The 19,968-nt window shown below is 63.7% G+C and carries 17 protein-coding genes; 6 read left to right on the forward strand and 11 right to left on the reverse strand.

Annotated elements, in window-relative coordinates:
- The 4 genes from purH to htpX all read right to left on the reverse strand — a co-directional run.
- On the reverse strand, positions 1-1,234 hold a 1,234-nt coding region (purH, locus tag EN955_RS04430; protein WP_127223399.1), incomplete at its 3' end, for a bifunctional phosphoribosylaminoimidazolecarboxamide formyltransferase/IMP cyclohydrolase.
- 86 nt (positions 1,235-1,320) lie between these two features.
- Positions 1,321-3,045 carry a heparinase II/III family protein gene (locus EN955_RS04435; protein ID WP_013529012.1) on the reverse strand — a complete coding sequence of 575 codons (1,725 nt, stop codon included), beginning with the start codon at positions 3,043-3,045 and terminating at the stop codon, positions 1,321-1,323.
- A 147-nt stretch (positions 3,046-3,192) separates the two neighbouring features.
- Positions 3,193-4,587: an RsmB/NOP family class I SAM-dependent RNA methyltransferase gene (locus EN955_RS04440; protein WP_032899394.1), complete on the reverse strand. Its 1,395-nt coding sequence runs from the start codon at positions 4,585-4,587 to the stop codon at positions 3,193-3,195.
- Positions 4,578-5,597, reverse strand: a complete 1,020-nt coding sequence (htpX, locus tag EN955_RS04445; RefSeq protein WP_024504208.1) for a zinc metalloprotease HtpX — start codon at positions 5,595-5,597, stop codon at positions 4,578-4,580. The genes EN955_RS04440 and htpX overlap by 10 nt, the downstream gene beginning before the upstream one ends.
- A 105-nt stretch (positions 5,598-5,702) precedes the next feature.
- On the opposite strand from htpX, the gene EN955_RS04450 reads away from it, so the two are divergent.
- A complete protein-coding gene (locus EN955_RS04450) occupies positions 5,703-5,924 on the forward strand; it encodes a DUF1674 domain-containing protein (protein WP_024504209.1) in 222 nt (73 codons plus the stop codon).
- 7 nt (positions 5,925-5,931) lie between these two features.
- Here EN955_RS04450 and EN955_RS04455 read toward each other — a convergent pair whose 3' ends face one another.
- Entirely contained in the window at positions 5,932-6,597 is a 666-nt protein-coding gene (locus EN955_RS04455; protein ID WP_024504210.1) for an HAD-IA family hydrolase, read from the reverse strand.
- Between the two features lie 164 nt (positions 6,598-6,761).
- On the opposite strand from EN955_RS04455, the gene EN955_RS04460 reads away from it, so the two are divergent.
- From EN955_RS04460 to EN955_RS04470, 3 genes are all read left to right on the forward strand, one after another.
- A complete protein-coding gene (locus EN955_RS04460; protein ID WP_013529017.1) occupies positions 6,762-7,631 on the forward strand; it encodes a transglutaminase family protein in 870 nt (289 codons plus the stop codon).
- 523 nt (positions 7,632-8,154) lie between these two features.
- Entirely contained in the window at positions 8,155-9,633 is a 1,479-nt protein-coding gene (locus EN955_RS04465; RefSeq protein WP_024504211.1) for a TadE/TadG family type IV pilus assembly protein, read from the forward strand.
- Positions 9,634-9,997: 364 nt separating this feature from the next.
- Positions 9,998-11,266 (forward strand): cyclopropane-fatty-acyl-phospholipid synthase family protein, encoded by a 1,269-nt coding sequence (locus EN955_RS04470; protein WP_024504212.1) that lies wholly within the window; start codon positions 9,998-10,000, stop codon positions 11,264-11,266.
- 1 nt (position 11,267) lies between these two features.
- On the opposite strand, the gene EN955_RS04475 is transcribed toward EN955_RS04470, so the two are convergent.
- Both EN955_RS04475 and acs read right to left on the reverse strand, forming a co-directional pair.
- On the reverse strand, positions 11,268-12,011 hold the full coding sequence (locus EN955_RS04475) for an MOSC domain-containing protein (RefSeq protein WP_024504213.1): 744 nt from the start codon (positions 12,009-12,011) through the stop codon (positions 11,268-11,270).
- Positions 12,011-13,966: an acetate--CoA ligase gene (gene acs / locus EN955_RS04480; protein WP_024504214.1), complete on the reverse strand. Its 1,956-nt coding sequence runs from the start codon at positions 13,964-13,966 to the stop codon at positions 12,011-12,013. Before acs ends, EN955_RS04475 begins: the two co-directional genes overlap by 1 nt.
- Positions 13,967-14,268: 302 nt before the next feature.
- Between acs and EN955_RS04485 the strand changes: the two genes are divergently transcribed.
- Positions 14,269-14,541 carry an usg protein gene (locus EN955_RS04485; protein WP_013529022.1) on the forward strand — a complete coding sequence of 91 codons (273 nt, stop codon included), beginning with the start codon at positions 14,269-14,271 and terminating at the stop codon, positions 14,539-14,541.
- A gap of 240 nt (positions 14,542-14,781) precedes the next feature.
- Here EN955_RS04485 and EN955_RS04490 read toward each other — a convergent pair whose 3' ends face one another.
- Positions 14,782-15,816, reverse strand: coding sequence for an aldo/keto reductase (locus EN955_RS04490; RefSeq protein WP_024504215.1), 1,035 nt, complete (start codon positions 15,814-15,816; stop codon positions 14,782-14,784).
- 51 nt (positions 15,817-15,867) lie between these two features.
- Positions 15,868-17,049 carry an MFS transporter gene (locus EN955_RS04495; RefSeq protein WP_024504216.1) on the reverse strand — a complete coding sequence of 394 codons (1,182 nt, stop codon included), beginning with the start codon at positions 17,047-17,049 and terminating at the stop codon, positions 15,868-15,870.
- Between the two features lie 119 nt (positions 17,050-17,168).
- Here EN955_RS04495 and EN955_RS04500 point away from each other — a divergent pair, with 119 nt between their 5' ends.
- Positions 17,169-18,077: a LysR substrate-binding domain-containing protein gene (locus EN955_RS04500; protein ID WP_024504217.1), complete on the forward strand. Its 909-nt coding sequence runs from the start codon at positions 17,169-17,171 to the stop codon at positions 18,075-18,077.
- Positions 18,078-18,121: 44 nt separating this feature from the next.
- Here EN955_RS04500 and EN955_RS04505 read toward each other — a convergent pair whose 3' ends face one another.
- Both EN955_RS04505 and EN955_RS04510 read right to left on the reverse strand, forming a co-directional pair.
- The gene (locus EN955_RS04505; protein ID WP_024504218.1) at positions 18,122-19,171 is read right to left on the reverse strand and encodes an aldo/keto reductase; all 1,050 of its coding nucleotides are present in this window, start codon (positions 19,169-19,171) and stop codon (positions 18,122-18,124) included.
- Positions 19,172-19,281: 110 nt separating this feature from the next.
- The gene (locus EN955_RS04510) at positions 19,282-19,944 is read right to left on the reverse strand and encodes a YggS family pyridoxal phosphate-dependent enzyme (RefSeq protein ID WP_024504219.1); all 663 of its coding nucleotides are present in this window, start codon (positions 19,942-19,944) and stop codon (positions 19,282-19,284) included.
- Positions 19,945-19,968: the final 24 nt, after the last annotated feature.

Consider the following 19,968-nt stretch of genomic DNA (forward strand, 5'->3'; position numbering starts at 1 on the left):
TCGGCGCCCTCTTGGTCACCACTTTCAGTTCGAGGTCGTCGACGACAGCGTTGTCCCGGCCCTGGATGAGCAGACCGCCGGCGACGGATTTGACCGTCGTGCCCGGCGTGCGCGGATCCGGCAGCCCACCGGTGACCAGCAGGCGCAAATTCTTCTTCGCCGCGACGATGGCCGCTGCCTCGTCAGTGGCGCCGGGCGCTATGATGACTTCGGTGAAGGTTTTTACGATCTCTTCCGCCGCCTCGGCGTCGAGGGTGCGGTTGACCGCGACGATGCCGCCGAAGGCCGAAACCGGGTCGCAGGCGAGCGCCTTGGCGTAGGCGGCTTTCAGCGAGGTGCCTTCGGCAACGCCGCACGGGTTGGCGTGCTTGATGATGGCGACGGCGGCGGAACGCGCCGGATCGAACTCGCCGACCAGCTCGAAGGCGGCGTCGGTGTCGTTGATGTTGTTGTAGGACAGCTGCTTGCCCTGCAACTGACGCGCCGTGGCGACGCCCGGCCGCTTGTCGCCATCGATATAGAAGCCGGCGCTCTGATGCGGGTTCTCGCCATAGCGCATCACCTCGACCAGCCTGCCGCCAAAGGCACGCCACGTCGGGTGTTCGATCTCGAGCGCTTCGGCGAACCAGCCGGAGATCGCCGCGTCATAGCTGGCGGTGCGGGCGAAGGCCTTGGCGGCCAGCTTCTTGCGGAAATCCAGCGACAGCGAGCCGATGTTCATCTCCAGCGCGTTCAGCACCGAGGCATAGTCGCCGGGATCGGTGACGATGGCGACATAGGCGTGGTTCTTGGCCGAGGCGCGGATCATGGCCGGGCCGCCAATGTCGATGTTCTCGACGATCGATGCGTAGTCGGCGCCGGAGCGGCGGACCTCCTCGAACGGATAGAGATTGGAGACGACGAGATCGATCGGCTCGATGCCGTATTTGCGCATTGCCGCTGAATGCTCCGGATCGTCGCGCACGCCAAGCAGCGCGCCATGCACGCCGGGATGCAAGGTCTTGACGCGGCCATCCATGATCTCGGGAAAGCCGGTGAGCTCGGAGACGTCGCGCACCGGAAGGCCCGCGTCAGAGATCGCCTTTGCCGTGCCGCCGGTCGAGACCAGCTCGACGCCTGCGGCTGCCAGCGCCTTGGCGAAATCGATGAGGCCGGTTTTGTCGAAAACGGAGAGCAGGGCGCGGCGCACGGGAACCAGGTCTGGTGCGGGAATGTTCTTGGCGGCGACGGCCATGGGCTGGCGGCCTTTCACGACTGGTGTGGTGGATGCCCGCGCCCGTAGCACATGCCGCCCGGAAATCAAACCGGCGGTCAGGTAGGTCAGTTGTTTTCCGGATAACCGGCGATGCTGGTGCGGGTCAGCTGCCAGTGGACTTCGGCGATTTCCGAGGCCTTGAAGGCAAGCACGATCTGGCGGCTGCGGCGCGGGCCGCCAAGACCGGCGAAATAGATCGATTCCTCGACCTCCGGCACCACTTCGGCCGATGTGAACACCCAGGTGTCGGCCTGATCGGCGGCCAGCACCAGGCGGTCATGCTCGTCCTGCAAAAGGTTGACATCGGGATGAACGTGGAAGCGGACGGTGACGAAGTCGCGGCCATTGTTGCGGATCGCGGCACTGCCGGGGCGCTGGAAGCGGTCCCGGCCGGCCAGCACATTGCCGTTCGACGACAGCTTCAGCTCGCGCTCATGCAGGAAACCAAAGCGCGCGACATAGCCGTCATGGCGGGCGATGAAACCCTGAACGCCTTTCTGATCGGTGCGCTTGCACTGCACATGCTGCGGGCCGCCGATCAACGGCGAACCGAGCAGGTCGTTGACGCGCAACGAGTGGCTGAAGCGCGCCGACGAGGTGTCGTTGATGGTGGCGGTCGAGTGCGCGGCGGTGGCGCGCGCCAGCGGCCGGAATTCAGCCGCGCCGTAGGTGTCGATGCCGGCATTGACGATGTAGTGCTGGCGCCCGGACGACAGTTCGAAGGCAAGGCAGCTGGCATGTGCGGCATTGGACACGTCGACCGGCGGCGGCGGGCCGGTGTCGGCGATGACCGTGGTGCCGCCCATAGACAGGCGCTCATAGCCGGAATGCGGCGCATGCAGCAGCGGCGCGCCAGCGGTGTCGTCGTGGCGCAGGATGGTGGCGATGCGGTCGTGGATGGTGGCGCCCATGCCGTTGAAGCGGGCGAGGCTGCCATCCTGATGGCGGAAGAAGCGCAGCGCCGGCAGCATGCGGTCGATGGCGCCGATCAGCGCCTGCGGCGGCGTTTCCGCCTGGTTGGCATAGGTCTGGCGCAGCGGCAGAAGGTCGGCGAGGATTTCCAGGACGACCATCGGATTGCGCGAAATGTGCCCGCCATCGGCGAGGATCTGGCGGTCGAGTTCCTCGGCAAGGTTGCGGGTCGCGCCACGCAGCGCCGATGCCGGCGCCGGCAGGGACAAGGCAGCGAAGGCGAGCGCGATGCGGGCCCGCAGCCTGTCCTTGCCGTCGGGCATTTCGCGCGCCATCGACCTGAGATAGCGGATCTGCATGGCAACCGACTTCAGGAAGGCGCGGTAGAAAGGGAACTCGGCGCCCTGCAATACGACCGAGGAGTGCTGCAACCAGGCGATGATGCGCTTGGCCGTCGTGCCGGGCTCCCAGGCGATGCCGGAAATATGGCTGCCATGCATGGTGATCCAATCGGAGACCAGGGCGCGGGCATTGGCAGCGGCAAGCTCCGTGCCGGCGGCGCGCATATGGCGCAGCCAGCGAAAGCCGTGCAGCGTCTTCTGCCAGCCGTGATTGGGCACGTTGATCTGGAAAGGCGACTTGCCGCCGGTCTCGACCAGATGCCCCGACAGGGGATAGCGGCCGTAATAGATCTCGAGTGCGATCTGCGGGTCGGCGAGGCGCAGGTCCGGCGGTGCGATCAGCACACGTTCCGGGGTGCGGCCGGAATAGCGCCAGCGATAGACAGGCCCGGCGCGCAGGCGCCGGCGCGTTTTGCGCCAGAACTCCTTCGCGACAAGCGTCCACAGACGCGTCGTGCTGCTGGCAGCCAGTGCCAAAACCCCTCCTGATCGTCCTCTACCCCGGCGCCGAGTCTACATGATTGCACGATTCGTGCGAAGGCGAATTCCACGAGCCCGGGCCGGTTCACCTGCTTCTGCCGCCGGTCCTGCCTAAAAAAGGCAGCAAATCCGGCAGTTCAAGCCCTAGCCGGCTCGCCGCATGCGAGCGGCGAAGAAGCCGTCGAGGCCCGAGCGTTCCGGTGCGCCGAGGTCCAGGTCGGCGGGCGTGGTGCGCAGCGTGCCTTGCGGCGTCAGGAATGGATCGATGCCGGCGATCTCGCCTTGCAGCAGCGGATCATTGGTGATTTCAGGCGTGCCGGCGAGAAAGGCGCGACAGAGATCCTCGCCTTCGAGCGGATCGAGCGAACAGTTGGAAAAGACGATCCTGCCGCCGGGCTTCACCAGCGTCACAGTGCGGGCGAGCAGCCTGCGCTGCAGGTCGGCCAGTTTTTCCACATCGGCCGAAGTCTTGGTCCATGGCACGTCGGGATGCCGCCGCACCGTGCCGGTCGACGAGCAGGGTGCGTCGAGGAGAACGGCGTCGAACAATTCCTTCGGCTCGTATTTGAGCAGGTCGGCCTGGACGATCTCGGCGGACAGGCCGAGGCGGTCGAGATTCTGCGTCAGCCGCGCAAGCCGGTTTTTTGACGTGTCGATGGCGGTGACCTTCGCGCCGGCAACGATCAGCTGCGCGGTCTTGCCGCCGGGCGCGGCGCAGAGATCGGCAACCCGCAATCCCGTGACATCGCCGAACAGTCGGGCGGGCAGGCTGGCCGCGGCGTCCTGGACCCACCAGGCGCCCTCGGCAAAGCCAGGCAATTCGGTGACAGGACCGACAAGATTCTCGACCCGCACCGTGCCGGTCGGCAGGACGATGCCGCCGAGTTTTTCGGCCCAGAGTCCGGGATCGGCCTTGACCGAGAAGTCGACCGGCGCCTCAACGCGGTGCGCTTCGAGGATCTGTCTGGCCTTTTCGTTGCCGTAGGTAGTCTTCAGCCTGTCGGAAAACCATTTGGGCGCCTCGTCGGTGGCGGCAAGGGCGGCAGGCAATTCCGTTTCCTTGGCCCGTGCCAGTGTGCGCAGCACGCCATTGACGAGGCCGGAGAACCGCACCGTGCGCGGATCGGACTTGGCATGGGTCACCGCAATGTCGACGGCGGCGCTGTCGGGAATATCGAGGAACAGGATCTGTGCGGCCGCCACATGCAATATGTGCGACAGCGCCGTGGCATTGGGCGGCAGCGGCTTTTCCAGGCGCCGCGCCAAGAGCCCCGATATGGTCATGCGATAGCGCAGCGCGGTGACCAGAATGGCGCGGACAAGGCCGCGATCGCGCAAATCGAGCGCCTTGTATTGCGGGTGGCCGTTCTCGTGATCGGTCAGCCCGTCAAGCGGTGTCCTGGCATCGATGACGGCGGCAAGCAGGCGGGCCGCTGCCTTGCGCGCGGCGAGACCGGCGACGAAGTCGCCGCCGTCCCTGTGTTCCTGATCACCTGAAACCGTGCGTCGAGGTCCTCTGTCCGCCACGCTCACGACCACCGGCCCCTGGGCCCGGTCGGATTGCGACCCCATGGGTTGGATTTGGGCTTGGCGGGCTCCGCCGGCTGCTCGGGCCTTGCTGTCTGATCCCACGGGCCGGATGGCCGCAGTTCGTCCGCCTGGCGTGGCGTTGGGGCCTGGCGCGGTGCAGCCCGGGTTTCGCTGCCGGCCATGTCGCGCGCCATCGCCTGCAAGGCTGCAATGCGGTTCTCAGTGGCGGGGTGGGTGGAGAACAGGCTGTCCATGCGCTCGCCGTGAAGGGGATTGATGATGAAGAGATGCGCGGTCGCGGGATTGCGCTCGGCATCGGGGTTGCGGATGCGTTCGGCGCCGCGGGCGATCTTGTCAAGCGCCGATGCCAGCCAGAGCGGGTGTCCACAGATTTCGGCGCCACGTCGGTCGGCCTCGTATTCGCGGGTGCGGCTGACCGCCATCTGCACGACCATCGCGGCAAAGGGCGCTACGATCATCGCCGCCAGCACGCCGACAAAGCCGAACGGATTGTTGTCGCGATTGCCACTGAAAAAGAAGGCGAAATTGCCGAGCATCGAAATGGCACCGGCAAAGGTGGCGACGATCGTCATGGTCAGCGTGTCGCGGTGCTGCACATGGGCGAGTTCGTGCGCCATGACGGCTGCGACCTCTTCAGGCGTCAGCGCCTGCAACAGGCCGGTGGAGGCAGCGACCGCCGCGTTCTGCGGGTTGCGGCCGGTGGCAAAGGCGTTCGGCTGCGGATTGTCGATCAGGTAGGTCTTCGGCATGGGCAGGCCGGCCTGTTTGGCGAGCGACTGGACGATGGCGTAATATTCGGGCGCGTTCTTCTCGTCGACCTCGACGGCACGGTTCATCGACAGCACCATCTTGTCGGCATTCCAGTAGCTGAACAGATTGGTGCCGGCGGCGATCAGCAGCGCGATCATCATGCCGCCGGTTCCGCCGATCAAAAAGCCGACGCCCATGAACAGCGCGGTCATCGCGGCAAGAAGCATGGCGGTGCGAAGTGTGTTCATCGTCTGCTCCTGTCCAGGTGATAGCGAAAAGGGGTCGATCCGCTTCGTCTCATCGCTATATGATGGGAAACACCAGTTCCCGTTTCAATCCGCCGGAAATATCGCATGAACGACGAAGCCAGTAAAACCGATGCCGAGCTTGCCCATGATGTGGAGCCAAAGGCGCTGACGCCAGAAGCCAGACGTGCGCTCGCGGAAGCCGAAGCAAGGCGTGTAAAGTACCTGGAAAAGGAAGCCTCGGCGCCGAAGGAAATCGGCGGCCGCGGCGGCAAGGAGCCCGGCCGCTACGGCGACTGGGAGGTAAAGGGCCTGACCAGCGATTTCTAGACGCGGCCTAGGCGGCGTTGCGCTGCGGCTCGAGCGCGATCCAGCCACGCTCGTCGACGGTGATGCCCACCATGTCGTAGCCCGCGATCGCGGCGTGTTGCGTTGGCAAGGGGTGCTTGTGCGTGGCGCTGATGACCATGACCGCCGCGCCCGCCGCTTCGGCTGCCGCTATGCCGGCCGGGGCATCCTCGAACACGAGGCAGTCGCGCGCGTCGAAGCCGAGCCGTTCCGCGCCAAGCCGGAAGCAATCGGGCGCCGGCTTGCCGCGGGAGACATCTTCCGCTGCGACGATGACGGCCGGGACGGGGATGCCCGCGGCCTTCATGCGCAACAGCGCCAGCTCACGTGGGGCGGAGGTTACGATCGCCCAGCGTTCGGGCGGCAGCGAATCGAGAAATGCCACGGCGCCGGCGATCTGGATAATGCCTTCGAGATCGGCCGCCTCGGCCTTCAGCAGCAGATCAGCCTCGTGTGCCGGGTCGACGCCCGGCAGTGCCAGGCCGGTGATGGTCTCGATCGCGCGTACGCCATGGATCGTCGGCAGGAAGGCGGCGACGTCGAGGCCCTGGCGACGTGCCCAATCGCTCCACACCCGTTCCGCCGAGGCGATGGAATTGATGAGCGTGCCGTCCATGTCGAAGAGGAAGGCCGCGAATTTTCTGCCTGAATACATGATTTTCCTTGAGTCCGGGGAGCGCTGGCGGGTTGCCGAACCTAACGTCTCGACCGCGGCAGGGGAAGACACGGGGTGGGCTTTTCGATCGGCCCAGGGAACCACGGTATCCTCCGGGCGTTTGGGAAGGACTGCTTCTCACAAGATCGAAGGGGGGACCAACGATGCTGATCCGGCTCGGCTATGAAATCGCCATCGAATGCGTAGCCGCCACGCCGGTGATTTCAGTGCTCGAGATCCATCGGGACAGGCAGGCTGATATCAAGCGGCAGACGCGGGTGCTGACCTCGCCCGCGGTGCCGACAAGGCTGTACCACGATCTGCATGGCAATGCCTGCCGGCGCTTCACAGCGCCCGCCGGTGGTTTTCGCATCCTGTACGACGCGGTCGTCGAGGACAGCGGCGAGACGGACGAGGTAAACACGCTGGCCAGGGAAGTGCCGGTGGCGGACCTGCCGGACGAAGTTCTCGGTTATCTCCTGGGCAGCCGCTATTGCGAGACGGATCATCTGAGCAGCCTGGCCTGGCAGCTCTTCGGCGACATTCCGTCCGGCTGGGCGCGCGTGCAGGCGATCGTCGACTATGTCCACAACCGGCTGTCGTTCGGCTATGGCTATGCGCGCTCGACCCGCACCGCGGCTCAGGCGCATGAGGAACGCGTCGGGGTCTGCCGCGACTTCGCTCATCTGGCGATCACGCTTTGCCGCTGCATGAATATTCCGGCACGCTATGTGAACGGCTATCTCGGTGATATCGGCGTGCCAGCCGATCCGGCGCCGATGGACTTTTCGGCGTGGCTGGAAGTGTTCCTCGACGGCAAATGGTACACGTTCGATCCTCGCCACAACACGCCAAGAATCGGCCGCATCGTCATCGCCCGCGGCCGCGACGCCACCGACGTGCCGCTGCTGCATAGTTTCGGCGCCCACCGGCTCAGCCTGTTCAAGGTATGGACCTATGAACAGGAAGGCAATCTGTTCAACCCGCCCTACCACGGTATCGACAGGACCGTCGGCGCACAGATGCTGGCCTAAAGGTATGTCGATTCAGGTGAGGCCGGTCTGCAAATGACGGCTTTCTGAGCTTCCGATGCTCACGGACCAAATGTCCGCTCCGCTCCGGTTCTCGAAAGCCATCATTTTCGACCTGGCCTTACCTGAATCTCAACACCCCTTGAGGCGCGGCCAAAAGCGGCCCTGGTTTTCAAACGTGATGGCGCTTTGGTCTTTCGACGGCCGGAGGCGTTGGATCCGATCATTTCGCGCCCTGCAGTCTCGGGACAACTGGCCCGCTTCGGCACACGGACCCTGTCCCGCAACAGGACGTCATCGGGATTCCGTGATTGCTTCGTCTTGAGCATGGTAACCGGCTCGTAAACGCAGCCGCGGCCGCGCCTTTCTGTTTACCAGTCATTCACCTTTGCGGAGCTTGAAGCCGAACAAAAATAATGACTTGGCGACAAGCGGCCGGCCTTCTACCAGCCAGCGGCGTCATCCGGCGGGAATCCTGCATTGCCCTGTCCGCGGCGACGAGGCCGAGGCGAATGGAGGCTGTAGGATGCGGAATTACGGGGGTCTTGTTCACGCGGTCGGCGGGTTCGCCAGGGATCGCGGTGGAAATTTCGCAATCCTGTTCGGCCTCAGCGCCTCGGTCTTGGCGCTGGCTGTTGGCTTCTCGGTCAACGTATCGCAGCTCTACAATGCCAGATCGAGCCTCCAAGGCGTCGTCGACGCCGCGGTCACATCGACGGCACGCGACCTAACGACCGGCGCCATCAAGGAAGCCGATGCCAACAAATCGGTGCAGGCCTTTCTCGACGCCAACAGCCAGGCAGGCATTCTGCAGGCCGACCAGATCGTGCTCGACAGGCTGATCGTCAACAGGACCGCCAAGACGGTCCAGGCTGACGCCCATGTCGATGTCGGGCTGTATTTCCCGATTTTTGGCACGGGCGACATGAAACGCGTCGCCGCCTCCACGACGGCGCTCTATTCGGACAAGACCGTTGAAGTGGCGATGATGCTCGACATAACGGGGTCGATGGCCAAGCGCGGCAAGGTCGACAAAATCGGCGATCTGAAAACAGCTGCAAAAAACGCCGTCCAGACGATGCTGCAGAAACAGGATCCGCAGAACCCCCGCATCCGCGTCGCGATTGTGCCTTACGCATCTGGCGTCAACGCCGGCAAGCTGGCGGAAAACATCTATGCCGAGAAGCAAAGCAGCTCTGAACTCCCACCCATCGCCGGCAGTCCGCTTGTCGTCGCTAAGACGGGCAAAAATCTGCTGCCGTCGTTCAGCGACTACATCTCCATTGTCGGCGCGGCGATGCCACGCCCCGACAATTGCGCCACCGAGCGCAAGGACAAGAACGGCAACGCGGATATGAGCGCCGACGGCCCGGATACTGTTCGCACCGACGGGAACGGCAAGAAATACTATGCCCTGGTCAACCGGGACGATCATCTCGGTGACGGGGACATGAACAGGTGTCCTGATGCGAAAGTGATCCCGCTGACCGCCGATTCCGATGCCTTGCTTGAATCGATCGAGGACTTCCGGGCCAATGGGTTTACGGCCGGCGCGATCGCCATTCAGTGGACCTATTATATGCTGTCGCCGCAATGGCGCACTGCGATCAGGAATGCCGGTCTTGGCAAGGGTGCCTCGGATGCCGATCCGAAGAAGATCGCCAAGGTCGCGATCCTGATGACCGATGGCCAGTTCAATACGGCCTTCGCCGGCGCTGGGGACAGCTACAACAGGCAGGGCAGCCTTGCGCGCGGCAACGCCGAAACGCTGTGCGACAACATGAAAAACGACGGCATCGAGATTTTCACCATCGGCTTCGATCTGGACGACAAGGATATGTCGACAACCGAGCGGGACCAAGCAAAGGCGGTGCTGAAGGATTGTTCGTCGAAAGATACCTCCGGCGCCAAGAGGCATTTCTTCGACGTGTCCACCGGAGCCGAATTGGACAACGCCTTTCAGGAAATCATTCGCAACACCGAAAAGGTCGCATTAACCCAGTAGTCTGGTCCGCAAACGGAAAAGGCCGCCGCTTCTTTCGAAGCTGGCGGCCTTCCGTGTTTCCGTCCGTGGCGCGGCCCATGGCGATGACCTATGAGGTCAGCCGCCGCGCATTTCGCGCCTTAACGGGAAGACTGCTTCCCGAAAGTGCAATCCGCTGAGGCCACGTTCTGGAAAACGAAATCACTCGACATCGGATCACCTCCTTTCGATTTGTTGAACACATACTCATGATGGGGTGCATTGCAGCAAAAGACAAGGTGCAGGTCTGAAATTAACCAACGGGCGGGCCTGGTGCGGGCCGGCTTGCGATTGCCAGGCCGACCGGGCAAGCTTCTGCCCCGGAGCCAGCATTCGGAGGAATCGCATGGAGGCAGCCGAAAAGGCCGCTCGCATCGTTCGGACGGTGATCGAAACATTGAAGCCGGGTTTTGCGGTCAGGCTGTGGACCGGGGAGCGGATCGGCCCCGCCACTGGTCCGGTGCTCACCATCAACGACCAGGACATCGTCTGGCAGATCGTGAAGCGACCGTCCCTGTCGACGCTGATCGAGATGTGGATTTCCAGGACGATCGACATCGAAGACGGGACGATCTTCGATTTTTATGCCCTGCCGTCGCAAGGCAAGCTCAGAACCAAGCTCAAGTCGCTGCCGAAAATGGCGATCCTGCGCGACCTGCCTTCCGTGCTTTTGGCACGCAAGCAGATGAGCGCGCGGACCGATCTGTCGGGGCGCAATCCCTATGTCAGCGGTTCGAGCCAGGAGGCGATCCAGCATCACTATGACATCTCGAACGCCTTCTACCGGCTCTTTCTCGACGAGCGCATGGTCTATAGCTGCGGCTATTTCAAGGATTTCGCCAATGGCATCGACGAGGCGCAGGTCGACAAGCTCGACCACATCTGCCGCAAGCTCCGGCTGAAACCGGGCGAACGACTGCTCGACATCGGCTGCGGCTGGGGCGCCATGCTGATCCATGCGGCGAAGAACTACGGCGTCGTCGGCCACGGTGTGTCGCTGTCGCAGGCGCAGACCGAGCTGGCCCGCGAACGCATTCGCGCCGAGGGGCTGGAGGACCGCATCACCATTGAGATCAAATCCTATGCGGAACTCACCGGCAGCTTCGACAAGATCTCGTCGATCGGCATGTTCGAACATCTCGGGCTCGCCAACCATGCGACTTATTTCAAGACCATTCATCGCCTGCTGAAGCCGGGCGGCATCTATCTGCACCACGCCATCACCCGGCGCAGCAAGGGCGACATCAAGAAGACCTTGCGCAAGGGGCCGGAGTTCAAGGCGCTGCTCAAATATATCTTTCCCGGCGGCGAACTCGACACCATCGGCATGACAACAGGCAATCTCGAGGCGCATGGTTTTCTCGTCTACGATGTCGAGAACCTGCGCGAGCACTATGCCCGCACCTGCAGGCTGTGGGCCGAGCGGCTGCAGGCCCGCTTCGATGAGGCAATCGCCGAGGTGGGCGAGGCCAGGGCGCGGCTATGGCTGCTTTACCTGACGGGCTGTTCGATCACCTTCGAGCGCGCATCGGCACAGATTTTCCAGACCGTCGTCACCAAGCGCGCGCGCGGTCCAAGCGGCCTGCCGCCGACACGGGCGGATCTGTATCGATAGCTTACAGGAAGCGCATCGCGTCGCCGACTTCGACGCGCGCCGGCCTGTCGACCGTGCAATAGACGCCGAGGTTATGGGCGTTGTGACGGACCAGGTTGCGCAGGATCGCCGGATCATGGTCGAAGCCATCCTGGGCGACGATGGTGAAACCGCAGCGGCGGCAGGGTTCCGAGATGGTCAGCAGGAGATCGCCGACGGCAAGCTTGCGGCCGATCCATTCCGTTTCGGGAAACGAGCCTTCGATGGCCGCCATGTCGACAACGATGTTGGGGCGGAAGCGGCGCGGGTCGGCGACCCCTTCCGGGTGCAATGCTTTCAGGCGTGCCAGCGAAGCCGTGGTCAATAGATGAATCGGCGCCTTGCGGTAGCGCTCCGCGGTCAGCGGGCCGGCATAGTCAGGCCCGGTATTCTCGCGGCGAAACGGACGGAGCGAGGCCTCGAAGCCGAGATAGGCCGACACCGCGCGGTCGCTCTCGATGCTTGGCGCGGCCAGCCAGTCGCCCTCGGGAACGGCAATCTCGAGTTCCAGGGTCGGCGACAGCCGGGTGCGGATGCGCGGCACCTTGTGCCATTTCGCGTCGCGGTCCGGTCGTGCGATCTCGTTGTCGGACACGTCGACAAGGCCGAACAGGCGGTCGCCGTCGATGCTCTCGACGTCGACCGAGATTGTTTTCAGGCGCTCGCCGGCAAGCGAACTCGCCGGATAGCGCCAGAGTTCGCTGACAGTGCCCAGCGCGGCCTGCATCAGCTCTTCTTGTTCTGCCGGTTGGCGACCAGATCATCGACGACGGCCGGGTCGGCCAGCGTCGAGGTGTCACCCAGGGCAGAAAAATCGTCCTCGGCGATCTTGCGCAGGATGCGACGCATGATCTTGCCGGAACGCGTCTTCGGCAGGCCCGGCGCGAACTGGATCTTGTCGGGCGAAGCGATGGCGCCAATCTCCTTGCGGACATGGGCAACAAGCTCCTTGCGCAGCTCTTCGGTCGGTTCGGCACCCTTCATCAAGGTGACGTAGCTGTAGATGCCCTGGCCCTTGATGTCGTGCGGATAGCCCACGACCGCGGCCTCGGAAACCTTCTCATGGCTGACCAGCGCCGATTCGACTTCGGCCGTGCCCATGCGGTGGCCGGAGACGTTGATGACGTCGTCGACGCGGCCGGTGATCCAGTAATAGCCGTCGGCGTCGCGGCGGCAGCCGTCACCGGTGAAGTACTTGCCCTTGTAGGTCGAAAAATAGGTCTGCACGAAGCGGTCGTGATCGCCATAGACGGTGCGCATCTGGCCCGGCCAGGAATCGGTGATGCACAGATTGCCGTCGGCCGCACCTTCCAGCACCTTGCCCTCGCCGTCGACCAGCTGCGGCTTGATGCCGAAGAAAGGCCGCGTCGCCGAACCCGCCTTGAGGTCGGTCGCACCTGGCAGCGGCGTGATCAGGATGCCGCCGGTCTCGGTCTGCCACCAGGTGTCGACGATCGGCACCTTGCCGTTGCCGACGACGTTGAAATACCACTCCCAGGCTTCCGGGTTGATCGGCTCGCCGACCGAACCCAGCACGCGCAGCGACTTGCGCGACGTCTTCTTCACGTGCGCATCGCCGGCGCCCATCAGCGCGCGCAACGCCGTCGGCGCGGTGTAGAAGATATTGACCTTGTGCTTGTCGATGACTTCCCAGAAGCGCGACTGCGACGGATAGTTCGGCACGCCTTCGAACATCAGCGTGGTGGCGCCGTTGGCGAGCGGGCCGTAGACGATGTAGCTGTGGCCGGTTACCCAGCCGACATCGGCGGTACACCAGTAGATGTCGCCGTCATGGTAGTCGAAGACATATTGGTGGGTCATCGAGACGTAGACGAGATAGCCGGCGGTGGTGTGCAGCACGCCCTTCGGCTTGCCGGTCGAACCCGACGTGTAGAGAATGAACAGCGGGTCCTCGGCCTTCATCTTCTCGGGCTTGCATTCGGCTTTCACCGTCGCGATCTCGTCGTGATACCAGACGTCGCGGCCTGAAACCCAGCCGGTCTTGCCGCCGGTGCGGCGCACGACCACCACCTTTTCGACTTTCGTTCCGGCTTTCGCGGCGATCTCGATCGCCCTGTCGGTGTTTTCCTTCAAAGGGATCGGCTTGCCGCCGCGCAGGCCTTCGTCAGCCGTGATAACGAAGGTCGACTTGCAGTCGTCGATGCGGCCGGCCAGCGCATCCGGCGAGAAACCGCCGAAGACGATCGAATGGACGGCGCCGATGCGCGTGCAGGCCAGCATCGCATAGGCGGCTTCCGGGATCATCGGCATGTAGATGGTGACTCGATCGCCTTTCTTGACGCCGTGTTTCTTCATCACATTGGCGAGCCGGCAGACATGCTCGTAGAGCTCGTTATAGGTGACCTTCTTGTCGTCGTAGGGATTGTCGCCTTCCCAGATGATGGCGGTCTGGTTGCCTCGCTTCTTCAGATGCCGGTCGATGCAGTTGTAGGAAACGTTGGTCAGTCCGTCCTCGAACCATTTGATCGAGACCTTGCCGTCGAAGGAGGTGTTCTTGACCTTGGTGAACGGCTTGAACCAGTCGATGCGCTTGCCGTGCTTGCCCCAGAATTTGTCCGGGTTCTTGACGCTGTCGGCATACCATTTCAGGTAGGTGTCATTGTCGATCAGCGCGTTTTTCTTCCACGCCGGCTGGACGCGATGGACATGAACCTCGGACATTCCTGACTTTCCTCCCGAACCAATCGCCGGCTTGAAATGCCGGCGGGATCGCGGCGACACGGCCGCGAATTCGGCGGCATTATTACCAGTTCCGCCGTTACGGCAACATTAGACGTTGGATTCGCGCGGCGGGATGCCGCAGGGAGCTTCTCCAGGGCTGTCAGCACTCGAAGAGGTGCGCTGCTAACTGCATGTTTTCGCAAGCTAAAGCCGGTTCAGATGAAGAAAAAATCAATAGACGGTTAATCAGCGGCGCGCACAATCAGCCGTGGGAGGACAGGCGAATCAACCTGGGGACCGTCATGCGCGACCATGCCGAAATGGACCTGATGCTCAAAGGCTATGGCTTGACCACTGCCAAGATTCTTTATCACTTTCCCGATCACCCGCATCTGCTGCAGAGCTTCATCTGGCAGGACTACGATCTCGCGCCGAAGTTTCCGGTGCTGATCAAGTTCATCGAATTCTGGAAGGCCAAGCTGGACGGGCCGCTGCATTCGATCAGCTACACCCACCAGAAGCTGATCGCGCCGAATGAATGGCGCAAGGTGGATGGGGAGTTTGTGCTGCACTAGGGGCAAGTTTCGCAGCAACGGCTTCTTGAGGTCGGCGTTCTACGACGCCCCCCTCTGTCCTGCGGACATCTCCCCCTCAAGTGGGCAGATTGGCAGCTCCACCGACAACGCCGCCCCTTGTTACGCCTGCGATTGGCGAAAGTCGCCGCGACATCCGATCTCCCCCCTTGAGGGGGAGATGTCCGGCAGGCCAGAGGGGGGCGCTGGCCGCGAACCTTGCGCCATGACGGCCCGATGCGCTCAAACCACCGGCGGGTTCAACCGGGCAAAGCCTTCCTGCCGCCGATACGGGAAGTACGGGTAGGGCGCGGTGACTTCGCTTGCCGCGTCGAGCTGCCTTATCTGCTCCGGCGTCAAGGTCCAGCCGACGGCACCGAGGTTCTGGCGCAACTGCTCCTCGTTGCGGGCGCCGATGATGACCGACGATACGGTCGGGCGCTGCAGCAGCCAGTTGATGGCGATCTGCGGCACGGTCTTGCCGGTTTCCTCGGCCACGACATCGAGGGCATCCATCACTCGATAGAGATGCTCGTCCTCGACCGGCGGACCGAAGCTTGCCGTGTCGTGCAGCCGGCTCTGTTCCGGCAGGAGCTGGCCACGGCGGATCTTGCCGGTCAGGCGGCCCCAGCCAAGCGGGCTCCACACCAATGCACCGACACCCTGGTCGAGGCCGAGCGGCATCAGCTCCCACTCATAGTCGCGGCCGACCAGCGAATAGTAGACCTGATGGGCGACATAGCGCGGATAGCCTTGGCTGTCGGCTTGCGCCAACGACTTCATCACTTGCCATCCGGAGAAGTTGGAGACGCCGACATAGCGCAGCTTGCCGGCACGGATCAGGTTGTCCAGCGTCGACAGCACCTCCTCGATCGGCGTGCCGGCATCGAAGGCGTGTAGCTGCAAAAGGTCGATGTAGTCGGTGCCGAGGCGCCTCAGCGCATCATCCACGGATCTGATCAGCCGCGAACGTGACGAGCCGTAATCGCCCGGCCCATCGCCCATCGGCAGCGCGGTCTTGGTCGAAATCAGCACGGCATCGCGACGGCCTTTTATCGCGTCGCCAAGCACCTGTTCAGAAGCGCCGTTCGAATAGACGTCGGCCGTGTCGAACAAATTGACACCAGCCTCCAGGCAGATGTCGATCAGCCGCCGCGCTTCCCTGGCGTCGCTGTTGCCCCAGGCGCCGAACAGCGGGCCGGAACCGCCAAAGGTTCCCGCGCCGAATGAGAGTGCGGGCACTTTCAAGCCCGATGCACCGAGACGTCGATAATCCATCTTTTTACTCCTGGTGGTATGAAGGGTGTCGGAAGGGTTTGCCGAGGGTAGTCACGAGCGGATGGAGGCAGGTGCGCCGAGCGCCGGGGTACGATCGAGACGCAGCGCCAGTCCGGCCACGCCGAGCGCCGTGAGCGGCAGCAAGGCGGCGACCCAGGTCAGGGCACCCAGGCCAAGCCCTTGGGCAATCACCGCGCCGCCAAGCCAGGCGCCTGCGGCGTTGCCGAGATTGAAAGCGGCGATGTTGAAGGACGAGGCGAGGCTCTGGCCGGCACCTTGCGCCTTGTCCAGCACCCACATCTGCAGCGGCGCCACGGTAGCAAAGGCGGCGGCACCGAGCAGGCCGACATAGATGACGGCCATCACCTGGCTGTGGATGGCGAAGGTCATCGTTGCGAGCACCAGGGCCAGCACCACCAGACTGCCCAGCACGGCCGGCACAAGCCAGCGGTCGGCGACCTTGCCGCCAAGCAAATTGCCGGCGATGAGACCGCCGCCGAAGACGAGCAGGATCGGCGACACGGCTGCTTCCTTGAAGCCGCTGATCTCGGTCAGCAACGGAGCGATATAAGTGAAGACGGCGAAGACGCCGGCATAGCCGAGCACGGTGGTGGCGAGGCCGAGCAGGACGGGGGTGCGGCGCAAAACGGCGAGATCGGCGCGCAGGTCGCTCTTTTCGGGCGCCGTCCGGCTGCGTGGCACCAGAGCCAGGATGACGGCGAAGGCGGCCACACCGACCACTGTCACGGCCCAGAAGGTCGCGCGCCAGCCGAAGGCCTGGCCGAGCCATGTGCCGAAGGGCACGCCGAGGATGTTGGCGATGGTCAGGCCGGTGAACATCAGCGCGATCGCCGAGGCTTGTCTGTTGGGCGCGACCAAGCCGGTGGCGACCACCGAGCCGACGCCGAAGAAAGTGCCGTGGGCAAAGGCGGTGATGATGCGGGCGCCCATCAGCGTCCAGTAGTCGGGCGCCAACGCGCAGGCGAGATTGCCGAGCGTGAAGATCGCCATCAGCGCCAGAAGCACGGTCTTGCGCGGCCAGTTGCCGGTGGCGATGGTCAGCAAGGGCGCGCCGATGACGACGCCAAGCGCATAGCCCGAAATGAGCTGGCCGGCAGCCGAAATCGAAACGCCGAGATCCTTGCTGACATCGAGCAGCAGACCCATGATAACAAATTCGGTGACGCCGATGCCGAAGGCACCGGCGGCGAGGGCGTAGAGAGCAAGAGGCATGGCGGTTTCCACTTCGATGGCGAAGAGCGCCGTCCCGCGCCCCGACCCCTGAGATCGTGCTTCCCTGCATTGTGAACCAGACTTGCCTTGGGCATATTTTCTGTGAAATAGATTCATAAATGGCCAGGCCCGACGTCAATCGCTCCGGCGAGATCGAAGTGTTCGTGCGCGTCGTCGAGGAAGGCAGTTTCTCCTCCGCGGCACGCGCGTTGCGCATGACGCCGTCGGCGGTGAGCAAGCTGATCGCGCGGCTGGAGGCCCGGCTTGGCGCGCGGCTGGTCAGCCGCTCGACGCGAAAGCTGCAACTGACGCCGGAAGGCACAGCATTCTACGAGAGCGGCCTGCGCATCCTTGCCGACATGGCGGCAGCCGAGCAGGAGGCAGCGGCGGGTGCTTCACCGCGCGGACGTGTGCGTATTAACAGCTACGTGCCCTTCGGGGTGCATCGGCTGGTCCCGCTTCTGCCTCGGTTCCTGGAACGCTACCCCGAGATTTCGGTCGATCTGGTGCTGACCGACAGCGTCGTCGACCTGATGGCGGAGCGCGCCGATGTTGCCATCCGTGCCGGGCCATTGAGTGGGTCACGGCTGGTGGCGCGCAAGCTCGGGCAAAGCCCGGTGGTCGTTGTTGCAGCACCTTCTTACCTCGAGACGCACGGCATACCGCTGACGCCAGCCGATCTCGACAGGCACAACCGCATGGGCTTCGGCTTCGTCAGGCACCTCGATGGCTGGCCGTTCCTCGACGCGGAAGGCCGCGCCATCATGATTCCCATCACCGGCAACACGCTGGTCAGCGATGGTGAGGCGATGCGGCTCATGGCACTGGCGGGCGCGGGCATCGCCCGGCTGGCGCGCTGGCATGTGGCGGAAGACATAGCGGCCGGCAGGCTGGTGCCGCTGTTGGAGGCATTCAATCCGGGTGACGAGGAGCCGACCCACGCCGTCTATGTCGGCCAGGGCCGGCATCTGCCGGCGCGGGTGCGCGCCTTTCTCGATTTTCTGGTCGAGAGCGTCCGGCTGACCTGACATCTCCGGAGCCACGGCTCCCGAGATGTCAGCGTGGGCTGTATTTATGCTTTCGGCGTGAACGCCGCCGGACGGCGGCCCGCTGCCTGGCGCTCCAGCATCCAGCCTGGATATTCGGACGGCAGCGCGCTGACCTCGTCGAGGCGGGCGAGATCGTCGGTGTCGAGCTTCACTTCAGTCGCTGCGAGGTTCTGTTCAAGCTGGTCCATGCGGCTGGCGCCGATGATGACGCTCATCACGAAGGGCTTGGCCAGGACATAGCCGAGCGCCACCGTGGCGACGCTCACATCATGTTTTTTGGCTATGTCGCGCATGACGGCAACGGCCGCCCAGGCGCGGTCCTCATTGACCGGCGGGAAGTTGAAGGACGCGCGGCGGCCTTCGCCATTGCCGGGTGCGCCGGGGCCATATTTGCCGGAGAGCAGGCCGCCGGCCATCGGCGACCACACCATCAGGCCGAGTTTTTCCTCGTTGAGCAGCGGCACGATTTCGCGCTCGAGATCGCGGCCGGCGATCGAATAATAGGACTGCACGGTCTCGAAACGGGCGAAACCCTTGCGCTCGGCGATGCCGAGCGCCTTGGCGATGCGCCATGCCGCCCAGTTGGAGACGCCGACATAGCGGACCTTACCGCTGGCAACCAGATCGTCGAGCGCTCGCAGCGTCTCGTCGATCGGCGTCACCGTGTCGGTGCCGTGCAACTGATAGAGATCGATATGGTCGAGCTGCAGCCGCTCCAAGCTGGCATCGATCGAATCCATGATGTGGCCGCGTGACGAGCCGCGCTGGTTGGGGCCTTCACCCATGGCGCCATGCGCCTTGGTGGCGATGACCACATTCTGCCTATTGATCTTGAGATCCCTGAGCGACTGGCCGAGCAACCGTTCGGATTCGCCAAAGGAGTAGACGTCGGCCGTATCGAAGAAATTGACGCCGGCGGCAAGCGAATGGGCAACGATCTCGTTGACGCCCTTCTGGTCGAGGCTGGCGATCAGGCCCCATTGGGCATTCTGACCGGCGGCGCCGAAGGTCATGGTGCCGAGGCACAGTTCGGAGACGAACATCCCCGTATTTCCAAGCTGGTTGTAGCGCATAGTGGCGGCTCCAGAGAGTTTGTGATGACGCAAAGCAAATAGGAACGGTACGTTTCGTTTCCAGTCCTGGAGCAACGAGCCTGTCGGATTGGCCCAAAGGCCGTTGCGTCTCAGCGAGTGCCGAAGATCGCCGAGCCGACGCGGACGCTGGTGGCGCCGAAGGCGATTGCTGTTTCGTAGTCGCCGGACATGCCCATCGAGAGTTTGGCGACGTCGGCTTCCTTGCTAAGCTTCTCCAGCAGCGCGAAGTGGGGACCGGGGTTCTCATCGGCCGGCGGGATGCACATCAGGCCTTCGATAGCGAGGCCGTGCACGTCGCGGCAGCGGGCGACGAAGGCCACGGCGTCGCGGGGCTCGATGCCGGCCTTCTGCGGCTCGGAGCCGGTGTTGACCTGGACATAGAGTTTTGGCGCGCGGCCCTGTTTGGCGATCTCCTTGGCGAGTTCGGCGGCGATCTTCTCGCGATCGACCGTCTCGATGACGTCGAACAGTGCTACCGCTTCCCTAGCCTTGTTGGATTGCAGCGGGCCGATCAGATGCAGTTCGATGTCGGGAAATGCGTCCTTCAGATCAGGCCATTTGGCTTGCGCCTCCTGCACCCGGTTCTCGCCGAAGACGCGCTGGCCGGCTTCGATGACCGGGCCGATGTCGGCGGCATCAAAGGTCTTTGAGACCGCGACCAGGGTCACGGCGCCGGCTTCGCGGCCGGCCTCGCGTTCGGCGGCGGCGATCTTCGCCTTGACCGCGAAAAATTGCTGAACGGCGTCACCCATATGCAAATCCTGCTGTTTTGACCG

Source organism: Mesorhizobium sp. M7A.F.Ca.CA.001.04.2.1, from assembly GCF_003998485.1.
GTDB classification, from domain to species: domain Bacteria; phylum Pseudomonadota; class Alphaproteobacteria; order Rhizobiales; family Rhizobiaceae; genus Mesorhizobium; species Mesorhizobium ciceri.